The 14,667-nt window shown below is 63.3% G+C and carries 13 protein-coding genes; 9 read left to right on the forward strand and 4 right to left on the reverse strand.

The genetic code is table 11. From position 1 onward, the window contains the following. Positions 1-124: 124 nt before the first annotated feature. The 6 genes from gatC (at position 125) to CAG44_RS06105 (ending at position 5,342) form a co-directional block, all read left to right on the forward strand. Positions 125-412 carry an Asp-tRNA(Asn)/Glu-tRNA(Gln) amidotransferase subunit GatC gene (gene gatC / locus CAG44_RS06080; RefSeq protein ID WP_003255165.1) on the forward strand — a complete coding sequence of 96 codons (288 nt, stop codon included), beginning with the start codon at positions 125-127 and terminating at the stop codon, positions 410-412. Positions 413-427: 15 nt separating this feature from the next. Next, positions 428-1,879 carry an Asp-tRNA(Asn)/Glu-tRNA(Gln) amidotransferase subunit GatA gene (gene gatA, locus CAG44_RS06085; protein ID WP_085691761.1) on the forward strand — a complete coding sequence of 484 codons (1,452 nt, stop codon included), beginning with the start codon at positions 428-430 and terminating at the stop codon, positions 1,877-1,879. 11 nt (positions 1,880-1,890) lie between these two features. After that, on the forward strand, positions 1,891-3,336 hold the full coding sequence (gene gatB / locus CAG44_RS06090; protein ID WP_013971062.1) for an Asp-tRNA(Asn)/Glu-tRNA(Gln) amidotransferase subunit GatB: 1,446 nt from the start codon (positions 1,891-1,893) through the stop codon (positions 3,334-3,336). Positions 3,337-3,472: 136 nt separating this feature from the next. Further along, positions 3,473-3,853, forward strand: a complete 381-nt coding sequence (locus CAG44_RS06095; RefSeq protein WP_025337810.1) for a septal ring lytic transglycosylase RlpA family protein — start codon at positions 3,473-3,475, stop codon at positions 3,851-3,853. A gap of 60 nt (positions 3,854-3,913) precedes the next feature. Further along, positions 3,914-4,957 carry a calcium/sodium antiporter gene (locus CAG44_RS06100; protein WP_085691848.1) on the forward strand — a complete coding sequence of 348 codons (1,044 nt, stop codon included), beginning with the start codon at positions 3,914-3,916 and terminating at the stop codon, positions 4,955-4,957. A gap of 10 nt (positions 4,958-4,967) precedes the next feature. Continuing rightward, positions 4,968-5,342 carry a carboxymuconolactone decarboxylase family protein gene (locus CAG44_RS06105; protein WP_013971059.1) on the forward strand — a complete coding sequence of 125 codons (375 nt, stop codon included), beginning with the start codon at positions 4,968-4,970 and terminating at the stop codon, positions 5,340-5,342. A gap of 115 nt (positions 5,343-5,457) precedes the next feature. Here the strand turns inward: CAG44_RS06105 and CAG44_RS06110 are convergent, their stop codons facing one another. The 4 genes from CAG44_RS06110 to CAG44_RS06130 all read right to left on the reverse strand — a co-directional run bounded on the left by CAG44_RS06110 (position 5,458) and on the right by CAG44_RS06130 (position 9,849). After that, entirely contained in the window at positions 5,458-6,816 is a 1,359-nt protein-coding gene (locus CAG44_RS06110) for an amino acid permease (RefSeq protein ID WP_085691762.1), read from the reverse strand. A 56-nt stretch (positions 6,817-6,872) separates the two neighbouring features. After that, positions 6,873-7,814: an AEC family transporter gene (locus CAG44_RS06115; protein ID WP_085587478.1), complete on the reverse strand. Its 942-nt coding sequence runs from the start codon at positions 7,812-7,814 to the stop codon at positions 6,873-6,875. A 218-nt stretch (positions 7,815-8,032) separates the two neighbouring features. Then, a complete protein-coding gene (locus CAG44_RS06125) occupies positions 8,033-8,593 on the reverse strand; it encodes a response regulator transcription factor (RefSeq protein ID WP_025337806.1) in 561 nt (186 codons plus the stop codon). Beyond that, the gene (locus CAG44_RS06130; RefSeq protein ID WP_025337805.1) at positions 8,593-9,849 is read right to left on the reverse strand and encodes an ATP-binding protein; all 1,257 of its coding nucleotides are present in this window, start codon (positions 9,847-9,849) and stop codon (positions 8,593-8,595) included. Before CAG44_RS06130 ends, CAG44_RS06125 begins: the two co-directional genes overlap by 1 nt. A gap of 202 nt (positions 9,850-10,051) precedes the next feature. Between CAG44_RS06130 and CAG44_RS06135 the strand changes: the two genes are divergently transcribed. From CAG44_RS06135 to CAG44_RS06145, 3 genes are all read left to right on the forward strand, one after another. Then, positions 10,052-10,768 (forward strand): SIMPL domain-containing protein, encoded by a 717-nt coding sequence (locus tag CAG44_RS06135; protein ID WP_015269044.1) that lies wholly within the window; start codon positions 10,052-10,054, stop codon positions 10,766-10,768. A 392-nt stretch (positions 10,769-11,160) separates the two neighbouring features. Further along, positions 11,161-12,786 carry an ABC transporter substrate-binding protein gene (locus CAG44_RS06140; protein WP_085587476.1) on the forward strand — a complete coding sequence of 542 codons (1,626 nt, stop codon included), beginning with the start codon at positions 11,161-11,163 and terminating at the stop codon, positions 12,784-12,786. Positions 12,787-12,932: 146 nt separating this feature from the next. After that, positions 12,933-14,525 (forward strand): ABC transporter substrate-binding protein, encoded by a 1,593-nt coding sequence (locus CAG44_RS06145; protein WP_085691763.1) that lies wholly within the window; start codon positions 12,933-12,935, stop codon positions 14,523-14,525. Positions 14,526-14,667: the final 142 nt, after the last annotated feature.

The following is a 14,667-nucleotide window of genomic DNA, read 5'->3' on the forward strand; positions in this document are numbered from 1 at the left end:
TATGTTAAATTGGCTGTTTTTCCGAGCACGCCAGCAGAATTTCGCGGCCGTTAGACCGCCAGAAAGCTGACATGTTCCTCACTGCGGACCCAAATTCCGGTCTTTGTTTCCCCTGGAGATCCCCATGGCGCTTGAACGCTGCGACGTGGAAAAGATCGCCCATCTGGCCCGTCTGGGCCTGAATGATGGCGAACTGCCACGCATTACTGACGCACTGAACAGCATTCTCGGGCTGGTCGACCAGATGCAAGCGGTCGACACTACCGGCATCGAGCCACTGGCCCACCCCCTGGAGGCCAGCCAGCGCCTGCGTCCCGACCAGGTCACCGAAAGCAACCAGCGCGACGCCTACCAGGCCATCGCGCCGTCGACCGAAAGCGGTCTGTACCTGGTTCCCAAAGTCATCGAGTAAGGGATAGAGCCTGCCATGCATCAATTGACCCTGGCCGAGATCGCCCGCGGACTCGCCGACAAGTCGTTTTCCTCCGAAGAGCTGACCGGCGCCCTGCTGGCGCGCATCAAGCAGCTCGACCCGCAGATCAACAGCTTCATCAGCGTCACCGAAGACCTGGCCCTGGGCCAGGCGCGTGCCGCCGACGCCCGTCGCGCCGCCGGCGAAACCGGCGCGCTGCTGGGTGCCCCGATCGCCCACAAGGACCTGTTCTGCACCAACGGCGTACGCACCAGCTGCGGCTCGAAGATGCTCGACAACTTCAAGGCGCCGTATGACGCCACCGTGGTTGCCAAGCTGGCCGAAGCCGGCATGGTCACCCTGGGCAAGACCAACATGGACGAATTCGCCATGGGTTCGGCCAACGAATCCAGCCACTACGGCGCGGTGAAGAACCCATGGAACCTCGAGCACGTCCCGGGCGGCTCGTCGGGCGGTTCGGCCGCGGCAGTGGCTGCGCGCCTGCTGCCAGCCACTACCGGCACCGACACCGGCGGCTCGATCCGCCAACCGGCGGCACTGACCAACCTCACCGGCCTCAAGCCGACCTACGGCCGCGTGTCGCGCTGGGGCATGATCGCCTACGCCTCCAGCCTCGACCAGGGTGGCCCGCTGGCCCGTACCGCCGAAGACTGCGCCCTGCTGCTGCAAGGCATGGCCGGTTTCGACGCCAAGGACTCCACCAGCATCGAAGAGCCGGTGCCGGACTACAGCGCCAACCTGAATGCTTCGCTGCAGGGCCTGCGCATCGGCCTGCCGAAGGAGTACTTCGGTGCCGGCCTCGACCCACGCATCGCCGACCTGGTCCAGGCCAGCGTCAAGGAGCTGGAAAAGCTCGGCGCGGTGGTCAAGGAAATCAGCCTGCCGAACATGCAGCACGCCATCCCGGCCTACTACGTGATCGCCCCCGCTGAGGCCTCGTCCAACCTGTCGCGTTTCGACGGCGTGCGCTTCGGCTACCGCTGCGAAAACCCGAAAGACCTCACCGACCTGTACAAGCGTTCGCGTGGCGAAGGCTTCGGTGTCGAAGTGCAGCGCCGCATCATGGTCGGCACCTACGCCCTGTCGGCCGGCTACTACGACGCCTACTACGTGAAGGCGCAGCAGATCCGCCGCCTGATCAAGAACGACTTCATGGCCGCCTTCAACGACGTCGACCTGATCCTCGGCCCGACCACGCCAAACCCGGCCTGGAAACTCGGCGCCAAGGGCAGCGACCCGGTCGCCGCCTATCTGGAAGACGTCTACACCATCACCGCCAACCTGGCGGGCCTGCCGGGCCTGTCGATGCCGGCCGGCTTCGTCGATGGCCTGCCGGTCGGCGTGCAGCTGCTGGCGCCATACTTCCAGGAAGGCCGCCTGCTCAACGTCGCGCACCGCTACCAGCAAGTGACCGACTGGCACACCCGCGCCCCCAACGACTTCTGAGGAATTCACACATGCAATGGGAAGTTGTGATCGGGCTGGAAATCCACACTCAGCTCGCCACCCAGTCGAAGATCTTCTCCGGCAGCGCCACCACCTTCGGTTCCGAGCCGAACACCCAGGCCAGCCTGGTTGACCTGGGCATGCCTGGCGTACTGCCGGTGCTGAACCAGGAAGCCGTGCGCATGGCGTGCATGTTCGGCCTGGCCATCGATGCCGAGATCGGCAAGCGCAACGTGTTCGCGCGCAAGAACTACTTCTACCCGGACCTGCCCAAGGGCTACCAGATCAGCCAGATGGACCTGCCGATCGTCGGCAAGGGCCACCTGGACATCGCCCTGGAAGACGGCACCATCAAGCGCATCGGGGTAACCCGTGCGCACCTGGAAGAAGACGCGGGCAAGAGCCTGCACGAAGACTTCAGCGGCTCCACCGGCATCGACCTTAACCGTGCCGGCACCCCGCTGCTGGAAATCGTCTCCGAGCCTGACATGCGCAGCGCCAAGGAAGCCGTGGCCTACGTCAAGGCGATCCACGCGCTGGTGCGTTACCTGGGCATCTGCGACGGCAACATGGCCGAAGGCTCGCTGCGTTGCGACTGCAACGTGTCGATCCGCCCGAAAGGCCAGGCCGAGTTCGGCACCCGCTGCGAGATCAAGAACGTCAACTCGTTCCGCTTCATCGAGCGCGCGATCAACAGCGAGATCCAGCGCCAGATCGACCTGATCGAGGACGGCGGCAAGGTGGTACAGGAAACCCGCCTGTACGACCCGAACAAGGACGAGACCCGCTCCATGCGCAGCAAGGAGGAAGCCAACGACTACCGTTACTTCCCCGACCCGGACCTGCTGCCGGTGGTGATCGAGGACAGCTTCCTCGAAACCGTCCGCGCCGGCTTGCCGGAACTGCCGACGCAGAAGGTCGAGCGCTTCCAGAACCAGTACGGCCTGTCGGCCTACGACGCCAACGTGCTGGCATCCAGCCGCGAACAGGCGGACTACTTCGAGGAAGTGGTGAAGATCGGTGGCGATGCCAAGCTGGCAGCCAACTGGGTCATGGTCGAGCTGGGCAGCCTGCTGAACAAGCTGGGCATCGAGATCGACCAGGCGCCGGTCAGCGCCGCACAGCTGGGCGGCATGCTGCTGCGTATTCGCGACAACACCATCAGCGGCAAGATCGCCAAGACTGTGTTCGAAGCCATGGCCGCTGGTGAAGGCGATGCCGACAGCATCATCGAAAGCAAAGGCCTGAAGCAGGTCACCGATACCGGTGCGATCGACAAGATGCTCGACGAAGTGCTGGCGGCCAACGCCGAGCAGGTCGAACAGTACCGCGCAGCCGACGAGGCCAAGCGCGGCAAGATGTTCGGCTTCTTCGTCGGCCAGGCGATGAAAGCTTCCAAAGGCAAGGCCAACCCGGGGCAAGTGAACCAATTGCTCAAGGCCAAGCTCGAAGGGTGATTTGAATATGCTGCGAGGGCTTTGCCCTCGTTCGCGGGCTTGCCCGCTCCCACAGGTACTGCGCCGCTTTCACAGGCGGTGATATACCTGTGGGAGCGGGCAAGCCCGCGAATGGCTGCACTGGAGACCTCCTGACTTGCTAAAGCGATCCCTGAGCACTCTCGCCCTCTTCTCCCTGCTGGCCGGCTGCGCCAGCCAGGACATCGACGTCGACCCCGACGGTTACGACAAGACCGGCACCGCTTCCTATTACGGCGCGCGCCACCACGGCAAACGCACCGCCAGCGGCGAACCGTTCAACCAGCATGGCCTCACCGCCGCCCACCGCAGCCTGCCCTTCGGCACCCGGGTACGGGTTACCAACCTGGCCAACCAGCGCAGCGTCGTGGTGCGCATCAACGACCGCGGCCCACATACCCGCGGCCGCCTGATCGATCTTTCACGTGCCGCCGCAGAAAAAATCGGCATGATCCGTAGCGGAACCGCGCGCGTGCGAGTACAAGGGCTTAGCGACTGACGCGACAGGAGTCCGACCATTTTCGACCTGGCTACCCTTCCCACCTTCAGCCTCTTGCAACTGGGCATCGCCTTGCTGTTGCTGGTCGGCGGTGCCGAACTGCTGGTACGCGCGGCTCTGCGCCTGGCCCAGCGCCTGCACGTACGCCCGCTGATCATCGGCCTGAGCCTGGTGGCCTTCGGCAGCACTGCCCCGCAAATGACCGTGAGCCTGCAGGCCGCCTACCAGGGCGCACCGGATGTGGCGGTGGGCAGCGTGATCGGCAGCAACATCTTCAACGTACTGGTCATTCTCGGCCTGGCCGCACTGATCATCCCGCTGCGCGTGTCGCGGCAACTGGTGCGCCTGGACATTCCACTGATGATCGTCGCCAGCGGCCTGGTCTACGGGTTATCCGCCAACGGCCACCTGGGCCGGGTCGAAGGGGTGTTGCTGCTGACCGGCCTGGTCGGCTACCTGGCAATGCTTTGGCACCAGTCGCGCCACTACGCCCGCACCTACCCCGCTCCGGCCACCGTCACCAGCAGCACCGGGCGCTTCTGGTCGGGCACGCTGCTGCAGGTGCTGGCCGGCCTGGGCCTGCTGAGCCTGGCGGGTCACTTGTTGCTGGAAGCCGCCGTGGAGGTGGCCACCGACCTGGGGCTGTCCGAGCGCATCATCGGCCTGACCGTCGTTGCCATCTGCACTTCCCTGCCGGAACTGGCCGCTGCGCTGATCGCCGCCCTGCGCGGTGAACGGGAAATCGCCGTGGGCACGGTGATAGGCAGCAACCTGTTCAACCTGCTGGCGGTGCTGGGCCTGACAGCACTGGTCACTCCCGAGCCGCTGTCGATCTCGCCCAACGCCTTGGCCTTCGACCTGCCAGTAATGCTGGGTGTTGCTGCGCTGAGCCTGCCGGTGTTCTATTCCGGTTACCGTATCACCCGCGCCGAAGGCCTGGTGTTCCTCTGCCTGTACCTGGCCTATGGGCTGCACGTGGCGGCGTTCACCATGGGCATGCCACTGGCCGGCCGCCTGGAGCGGTTGATGCTGTTCTACGTACTGCCGGTGCTCGCCATGGTGTTGCTGTACACCACCGCACGAGCCTGGCGTCGCCAACACTAAGGAAAACAACATGGCTGATAGCAAGAAAACCGGCGAACAGATTCGGCGGCAGGTGATGGGCGATGCGTTCGTCGACCGCGCCTTGGGCAATGCCACCGACTTTACCCAACCGCTGCAGGACTTCGTCAACGAACATGCCTGGGGCAGCGTGTGGGCCCGCGACGGGCTGCCGTTGAAAACCCGCAGCCTGATTACCCTGGCCACGCTGACCGCACTGAAGTGCCCGCAAGAGCTCAAGGGGCATGTGCGCGGGGCGCTGAACAATGGCTGTACGGTGGAGGAAATTCGCGAAGCGCTGCTGCATTGCGCGGTGTATGCGGGGGTGCCGGCGGCGATTGATGCGTTCCGTGCGGCGCAGGAAGTGATCGACAGTTATCAAGGGTAGCCTGTACCGGCCTCTTCGCGGGCACGCCCGCTCCCACAGGGACCCTACAGGCTCTGATACTTGTGCAGTACCTGTGGGAGCGGGCGTGCCCGCGAAGAGGCCGGGACTGTGTTACCTATCTGGCCTGGCGAGCCCTCTTCATCTTGAAGGCCACCCACAGCACCAGGATCCACCCCGGAATCAGCATCACCGAGATGCGAATCGGCGGGGTCAGGTACATCACCACCAGGATCAGCACGATGAACGCCAGGCACAGGTAGTTGGTGACCGGGTGCCCCCAGCTTTTGTAGAACGGGGTAATCCCGGCCGCCAGCTTGGCCTTGCGGAACTTCAGATGGGTGATGCTGATGCTCGCCCAGTTGATCACCAGCGCCGACACCGCCAGGGCCATCAGCAAACCAAAGGCTTCACCCGGCATCAGGTAGTTGATCAGTACACACAGCCCGGTGGCGAAAGCCGACACACCCAGTGCGGTCAGCGGCACGCCGCTACGGCTTACCTTCAGCAACTGACGCGGTGCGTCGCCCTGGCTGGCCAGGCCGAACAGCATGCGGCTGTTGGCGTACACGCAGCTGTTGTACACCGACAGCGCGGCCGTCAGCACCACGATATTGAGGATGGTCGCCACCAGGTCACTGTCCAGTTCGTGGAAGATCATCACGAACGGGCTGCCACCCTGCACCACCTTCTGCCACGGGTACAGCGACAGCAGCACCGCCAGAGCACCGATGTAGAAGATGAGGATGCGGTACACCACCTGGTTGGTGGCCTTGGGGATGCTCTGACGCGGGTTGTCGGCCTCGGCGGCGGTGATGCCCACCAGCTCCAGGCCACCGAACGAGAACATGATCACTGCCAGTGCCATCACCAGGCCGGTGACGCCGTTGGGGAAGAAGCCGCCGTACTGCCAGAGGTTGGCCACGCTGGCGTCCGGGCCGCCATGGCCGCTGGTCAGCAGCCAGGCGCCGAAGCCGATCATGCTTACGATGGCCACCACCTTGACCAGGGCGAACCAGAACTCCATCTCGCCATAGACCTTCACCTGGGTCAGGTTGATCAGGTTGATCACCACGAAGAAGATCGCCGCCGTGGCCCAGGTGGGGAAGCCGGGCCACCAGTACTGCACGTAGATGCCCACGGCTGTCAGCTCGGCCATGCCGACCAGTACGTACACCACCCAGTAGTTCCAACCCGAAACAAACCCGGCAAACTCGCTCCAGTACTGGTGGGCGAAGTGGCTGAAGCTGCCGGCCACCGGCTCTTCCACCACCATTTCGCCGAGCTGGCGCATGATCAGGAAGGCCATCAGGCCGGCAATGGCGTAGCCCAGCAGGACGGAGGGGCCGGCCAGCTGGATGGTCTGGGCGATGCCCAGGAACAACCCGGTACCGATGGCCCCGCCCAGCGCGATCAGCTGGATATGGCGATTCTTCAGCCCGCGCTGTAACCGCTCGGGCGTGCTCTGGTCTTGCATGAAGTGTCCTTTAGCTCAGTGAGGCTGTGTTTTTTGTGTTGTTTGCAGTCAAGGATCTAGATCCATCCGCCCCACTGCAAGATGAAAATACCAATGTTGGTGGTGATCGCCGCCATTAGCGTGGTAATCACGATGATCGACGCCGCCAGCTCATGGTTGCCGTTGGCCGCCCGCGCCATGACGTAGCTGGCCGCTGCGGTCGGGCTGCCGATGTACAGGAACAGGATGCCCAGCTCGGCCCCGCGGAAGCCGCATAGCCAGGCACCGAGGGTGCCGAGCAGCGGTAGCCAGACCATCTTCACCAGGCTGGCGTCGATGGCCAGCCTGCCACTGTCGCGCAGTGCCGCCAGCGACAGCGTGCCTCCGATGCAGATCAGCGCCAGCGGCAGGGTCATCTGCGCCAGGTAATCGCCCGAGGTCAGCAGCCAGTTGGGCAGCGGCACCTGGCCGTACGCCATGGGCGTGGCCACCAGCACACTGATGATCAGCGGGTTGCTGAAGATGCTCTTGCAGATGCTCCACGGGTCGGATTTCAGGTCCGGGCTGTAAACCGCCAGCACCACTGCCGACAGCGAGTTGTACATGAGGATGACCAGGCCGGCGAGCACCGCACCCAGGGAGATGCCGTAGTCGCCGTAGAGACTGGCGGCCAGGGCCAGGCCGATCACACCGTTGTTGCCGCGGAATGCGCCTTGGGTATAGATGCCCCGGTCGGCCAGCGGGCTGCGCCAGATGGCCAGGCCCCAGGCAATGGCGAAGCCGACCAGGGTGGCGACGATGAAATAGAGAAGGACCCCGGGTTTGACCGCCGTGGCCAGGTCGGCGTGATAGATACCGAGGAACAGCAGCGCCGGCATGCACACGTTGAACACCAGCTGCGAGGCGACGCGGTTGAAATTGTCGTCGATCAGGCGAATACGTTTGAGCAGCACGCCCATGAACAGCATGGCGAAGACCGGGGCCGTGATGTTCAGTGTCTGGATAAGAAGGGCGAGCATGCGCAAGCGATCCTGGAGGGGGTTGCCGTTAGGGGGCTAATGATACGCCAACGGCCGGGACTTGCGGGGATCGCGGGGTATTACAGAGAAATTTCTGTCAGTACCGGCCTCTTCGCGGGCTAGCCCGCTCCCACAGGTATTACACAAGCCGCAAGACCTGTGCAGTACCTGTGGGAGCGGGCAAGCCCGCGAAAGGGCCGGTACAAGCCCAGCAGGAATCAGCGCCGAACCGGGCGCTTCTGCAGTTTGCGCTGCAAGGTCCGCCGGTGCATGCCCAGCGCCCGGGCAGTGGCCGAGATATTGCCTTCGTGCTCGTTCAGCACCCGCTGGATGTGTTCCCACTGCAGGCGGTCGACCGACATCGGGTTTTCCGGCACCAGGGTGTCCAGGTCGGTGTGCTCCGACAGCAGCGCCGCCAGCACATCATCGGCATCGGCCGGCTTGCACAGGTAGTTGCAGGCACCGCGCTTGACCGCTTCCACCGCGGTGGCAATGCTCGAGTAACCGGTCAGGATCACCACGCGCATTTCCGGGTCCAGCTCCAGCAGCTTGGGCAACAGCACCAGCCCGGAGTCGCCGTCCATCTTCAGGTCCAGCGTGGCGTAGTCCGGCAGGTCCTGCTGGGCCAGGATCAACCCTTCCTCGGCAGAGCTGGCGGTGCTCACGCGGAAACCGCGGCGGCTCATGGCACGGGCCATGACCCGGGTGAAGGTGGCATCGTCATCCACCAGCAGCAGGTGCGGCAGCTCTTCGCCTTCGACCTGGTTTTCTTCGCTCATCATTCATCTCCTCGCTTGCCATAGGGCAGGCGCAGTTCGGTCAGGGTGCCACCCTGTTCATGACTATAGAGTTTCACCGAACCGCCCGCACGGGTCACGCTGGCCTTGCTCAAGAACAGGCCCAGGCCGAAGCCTTTGCCTTTGGTGGTAATGAAGGGTTTGCCGATGGCTTCGGCGATGGCCGGCGGCACGCCGGGGCCATGGTCACGGATGCTGATGACGATGTCATGGGCGTCCCAGTCCAGGCGCACTTCAAGGTCATCGGGGCAGGCATCGGCGGCATTGTTCAACAGGTTCAACAGCGCCTGGGTCAGGTCCGGCGGCGGGGTCAGGCGCGGCACCTGGCCGTCGCGCAGGCGCTGGAAGCGGTAGCTGGCTTCCGGGCGCATCAGGTGCCAACGGTTGAGCGCTTCGTCCAGCCAGGCCGTCACGTCCTGCTCCACCACGGCCAGACGGCGGTTGGCTTCGGCGGCGCGTACCAGCTGTTGCAGGGTTTCCTTGCACAGCTTCACCTGATCCTGAAGGATCTGCAGGTCTTCCTGCAGCAGCGGGTCGGCGTGGTCCTGGCGCATTTCGTTCAGCAGCACGCTCATGGTCGCCAACGGCGTGCCCAGCTCATGGGCGGCACCGGCGGCCTGGGTAGCCACGGCCAGCAGCTGCTCGTCGCGCAGGCTTTCTTCACGCCGCTCGGAACGCAGCTGCTCCTGGCGGCGCAGCTCTTCGGCCATGCGCGCGGCAAAGAAGGTGATCACTGCGGCGGCCAGGGCAATGCTCAACCACATGCCGTACACCTGCATCTTGTCCCGCGCCATCGGCAGGCCTTCGAGCGGGTAGAACTGCACCAGCAGCAGGCTGTATGCGGTCAGGGCTATGCCGGAAAGGATCAGCGAATACAACCACGGCAAGGTCACCGCGGCGATCGCCAGCGGCACCAGGTAATACGACACGAACGGGTTGGTCGAGCCGCCGGAGTAATACAGCAAGGCACTGTGAATCAGCAGGTCGCAGGCCAGTTGCAGGGCATACTCCAGCTCGGTGACCGGCAACGACAGGCGCAGGCGCAGCGCCGTGAAGGCGCACAGCAGCGAAGACAAGGCCAAGGTGCCGGCCAGCGACAGCCAGGGCAAGGGCAGCAGTTCGGTCCAGTAGGCGACGCCCACGGAGCCGGCCTGGGCAGCCAGGACCAGGACCCGAATGACAGTCAGGCGCCAGAGGTTCTGGCGAGTAGCGGACAGCGGTTGTACGGCGGCGAGCATGAGCTCTCCTGATGAGTGCTCCAGAAAAATCGGCTGGAGTATACCGAAGCCAGGCGCCTCGCTGCAGCGATGCGGCAAAGCGCCACACTTTGTCACAGGTTGATGATGGCACTTTTGAACCCACTACACTGTTGCCGGTCTGATGGGCCATGCGTGGAATGGATGACCACAACCCACGCCTTATATTGCCAAGGAGTACCACATGCAAATCCCACGTCGCGGCACCGCCCTGATCCTGTCCTGCGGCCTGCTCGCCAGCCTGCCGGCGCTGGCTGCCGATGAGCCGCGCTACAACCAGGTCTCGCTGCGTGCCGAAGTCAGCAAGGAAGTGGCGCGTGACCTGATGGTCGTTACCCTGTACAGCGAAGCGCAGAACACCGACCCGGGCAAGCTCGCCAAGCAGATCACCGAAACCATGAACAAGGCCGTACAGCAGTCGCGCCAGGTCAAGGACGTGAAGATCAGCCAGGGCAGCCGCAACAGCTACCCGGTGTATGACAGCAAGGGCCAGAAGATCACCGGCTGGCGCGAGCGCGCCGAGTTGCGCCTGGAAAGCGCCAACTTCCCGGCCTTGTCGCAGCTGACCGCCGACCTGCTGCAAGAGTTGAAGATGGGTGGCATGGACTTCTCCATCGCCCCGGCCACGCGCAAGGCCAGCGAGGATGCACTGCTCAAGGATGCCGTGGATGCCTTCAAGGCGCGCGCCCAGCTGGCGACCGAGGCGCTGGGTGGCAAGGGCTACAAAGTGGTCAGCCTGAACCTCAACAGCAGCGGTTACCCACGCCCGTACCTGCGCAGTGCGCCGATGGCGATGAAGGCCATGGGGGCTGATGAGTCGGCACCGGCGCCGGATATCGAGGCCGGGACCAGTGAAGTGAGCATGAATGCCGATGGCCTGATCGAAGTGCAGATGCCTTGAGTTCGCCGGGGGCGCATTGCGCCCCTATCGCCGGCAAGCCAGCTCCCACAGATACACCACAGGTTTCAGCCCTTGTGTTGTACCTGTGGGAGCTGGCTTGCCGGCGATGAGGTCAGTCGAAAAAACGCAGATTCAGACCTTTCCTACGCACCAAATAGGTGCTTCCTACACTAACCCCGCCTCGAAATATCCTGCAAAAAGCCATCATTTTGCCTACGCAAACGTTTAACTTCTTCGAAAGTTATATCAATGCGACATCCATGTACGACCGTACCACTTTTCTGACGTCAACTATCCCTCTGCATATTGCATTGGGAACAGCCCCTGCATAAGTATCCGCAGGTCGGCTCACGAGGCCACCTCAATCGAAAAATGACAACAATGAGGCCACCATGCTCAAACACGCAGTCATTCCGTTCCTGCTAGGCGCAGGCTTGCTCTCCGGCGCACCGTCGGCCCTCGCCGCATCCAACCTGGTGTTCTGCTCCGAAGGCAGCCCGGCCGGCTTCGACCCAGGCCAATACACCACAGGGACTGACTTCGACGCCTCGGCCGAGACCGTGTTCAACCGCCTGACCCAGTTCGAACGTGGCGGCACTGCAGTCATCCCGGGTCTGGCGACCAAGTGGGAAGTCTCCGACGACGGAAAGACCTACACCTTCCACCTGCGCGAAGGGGTCAAGTTCCACACCACCGACTACTTCAAACCCACCCGCAACTTCAACGCCGACGACGTGCTGTTCACCTTCAACCGCATGCTCGACAAGAACCACCCGTTCCGCAAGGCCTACCCCACCGAGTTCCCGTACTTCACCGACATGGGCATGGACAAGAACATCGCCAAGCTGGAGAAGCTCGACGAGCAAACGGTCAAGTTCACCCTCAACGAAGTCGACGCCGCGTTCATCCAGAACCTGGCCATGAGCTTCGCCTCGATCCAGTCCGCCGAATACGCCGACCAGCTGCTCAAGGACGGCAAGGCCGCCGACATCAACCAGAAGCCGATCGGCACCGGCCCGTTCGTGTTCAGCAAGTACCAGAAGGACGCGCAGATCCGCTTCAAGGGCAACAAGGACTATTGGCAACCCGATGACGTGAAGATCGACAACCTGATCTTCGCCATCACCACCGACGCCTCGGTGCGCATGCAGAAGCTGAAGAAGAACGAGTGCCAGGTCACCCTGTTCCCCCGCCCGGCCGACATCCAGCCGCTAAAGCAGGACCCCAAGCTGCAGATGCCGCAACAAGCTGGCTTCAACCTCGGCTACATCGCCTACAACGTGATGGACAAGGTCAAGGGCAGCAACGAGGCCAACCCGCTGGCCCAGCTTAAAGTCCGCGAGGCGCTGGACATGGCCGTGGACAAGAAAAAGATCATCGAGTCGGTCTACCAGGGCGCCGGCCAACTGGCGGTCAACGCCATGCCGCCGACCCAGTGGTCCTATGACGACAGCATCAAGGACGCCTCGTTCGACCCTGAGAAAGCCAAGCAGCTGCTCAAGGAAGCCGGCATCAAGGAAGGCACCGAAATCACCCTGTGGGCGATGCCCGTGCAACGCCCGTACAACCCCAATGCCAAGCTGATGGCCGAGATGCTGCAATCCGACTGGGCCAAGGTCGGCATCAAGGCGAAGATCGTCAGCTATGAATGGGGCGAGTACATCAAGCGCTCCAAAGGCGGCGAACAAGGCGCCATGCTGATCGGCTGGAGCGGTGACAACGGTGACCCGGACAACTGGCTGGGCACCCTGTACGGCTGCGACGCCATGAGCGGCAACAACTTTTCCAAGTGGTGCTACAAGCCCTACGACGACCTGATCAAGCAGGCCAAGGCCACCTCCGACCAGGCCAAGCGCACCGAGCTGTACCAGCAGGCACAGCACATCCTCAAGGAGCAGGTGCCGATCACCCCGATCGCCCACTCCACCGTGTACCAGCCCATGAGCGCCAAGGTGAAGGACTTCAAGATCAGCCCGTTCGCGCTGAACTCCTTCTACGGCGTCAGCGTGGACAAATAGGCTAGCCAAGGCACCCGCCGAGCGGCGGGTGCCCCGCCATCCTCGTACCCTTTCATGTCGTCCCGCCGCCATCCGCAGCGGGGTCGGCGACCTGTTGCCGCCATTCGTACCCCGAGGCGGCGCAAACAGACGTAAAAGGACTTGCCATGCGCCATACCACCCGCCTTTCCGCCCTGCTGGCCCTGGGCCTGATCAGCCAATCGCCGGCCCTGCTGGCCAACAACCTGGTGTTCTGCTCCGAAGGCAGCCCGGCCGGCTTCGACACCGCCCAGTACACCAGCGCCACCGACAACGATGCCGCCGAACCGCTCTACAACCGCCTGGTCGAGTTCGAACGCGGCGGCACTGCCGTGCACCCTGCCCTGGCGACCCGCTGGGAGGTGTCCGAGGATGGCCTGCGCTACACCTTCCACCTGCGCGAAGGGGTGAAATTCCACAGCAACAAGGCCTTTGCACCGAGCCGCGACTTCAACGCCGACGACGTGCTGTTCACCTTCAACCGCATGCTCGACAAGAACCACCCGTTCCGCCAGGCCTACCCGACCGAGTTCCCCTATTTCATCAGCATGGGCCTGGACAAGAACATCGCCCGTGTCGAAAAGACCGATCCACTGACCGTGGTGTTCACCCTGAACAGCGTCGATGCCGCGTTCATCCAGAACCTGGCCATGAGCTTCGCTTCCATCCTGTCTGCCGAATACGCCGAACAGTTGATGGCCAGCGGGCGCCCCAGCGACATCAACCAGCAACCGATCGGCACCGGCCCGTTCGTGTTCCAGCGTTATCAGAAGGATTCGCAGATCCGCTACAAGGGCAACAAGGCCTATTGGTCACCGCAGGACGTGAAGATCGACAACCTGGTGTTCTCGATCAACATCGACCCTTCGGTGCGTATCCAGAAGCTGCGCCGCAACGAATGCCAGGTCACCCTGCACCCGCGCCCCGCCGACCTGCCGGCGCTCAAGGCCGACAGCAAACTGCAGGTGCTGCAGCAACCTGGCTTCAACCTTGGCTATATCGCCTACAACACCCAACACCCACCGTTCGACCGCCTGGAAGTGCGCCAGGCGATGGACATGGCAGTGAACAAGCAGGCGATCATCCAGGCCGTGTACCAGGATTCCGGCCAGCTGGCAGTCAACGCCATGCCGCCGACCCAGTGGTCCTATGACGACAGCATCAAGGACGCGCCCTTCGACCCGGAAAAGGCCAAGCAGCTACTGCAGCAGGCCGGGGTCAAGCCGGGCACCGAGATCACCCTGTGGGCCATGCCGGTGCAGCGCCCGTACAACCCCAACGCCAAGCTGATGGCGGAAATGCTCCAGGCCGACTGGAGCAAGCTCGGCTTCAAGGTGCGCATTGTCAGCTACGAATGGGGCGAGTACCTCAAGCGCATGAAAAGCGGCGAGCACGATATCGCCCTGATCGGCTGGACCGGGGACAACGGTGACCCGGACAACTGGCTGGGCACCCTCTACAACTGCGATGCCATCGGCAGCAACAACTACTCGCTGTGGTGCGATCCGCAGTACGACAGCCTGGTCAAGCAGGCCAAGCAGGTCACCGACCGCACACAGCGCACCGCCCTGTACCAGCAGGCCCAGCAGCGGCTCAAGCAACAGGTGCCGATTACCCCGGTGGCGCACTCCACGGTCAACCAACCGCTCAGCGTCAAGGTTTCCGAGTTCAAGGTCAGCCCGTTCGGGCGCAACGACTTTTCCGGTGTGAGTGTTAATTGAGCATTAGCCGGTACCGGCCTCTTCGCGGGTAAACCCGCTCCCACAGGGTTCTCCTCAGGTTCACGAAACCTGTGGGAGCGGGCGCGCCCGCGAAGAGGCCGGCACAGCCAACACAACGCCCCGATTCTGCCCGGTGACCCCG

The sequence above is a fragment of the Pseudomonas sp. B13(2017) genome, from assembly GCF_002113245.1.
In the GTDB taxonomy this organism is placed as follows: Bacteria; Pseudomonadota; Gammaproteobacteria; order Pseudomonadales; family Pseudomonadaceae; genus Aquipseudomonas; species Aquipseudomonas putida_Z.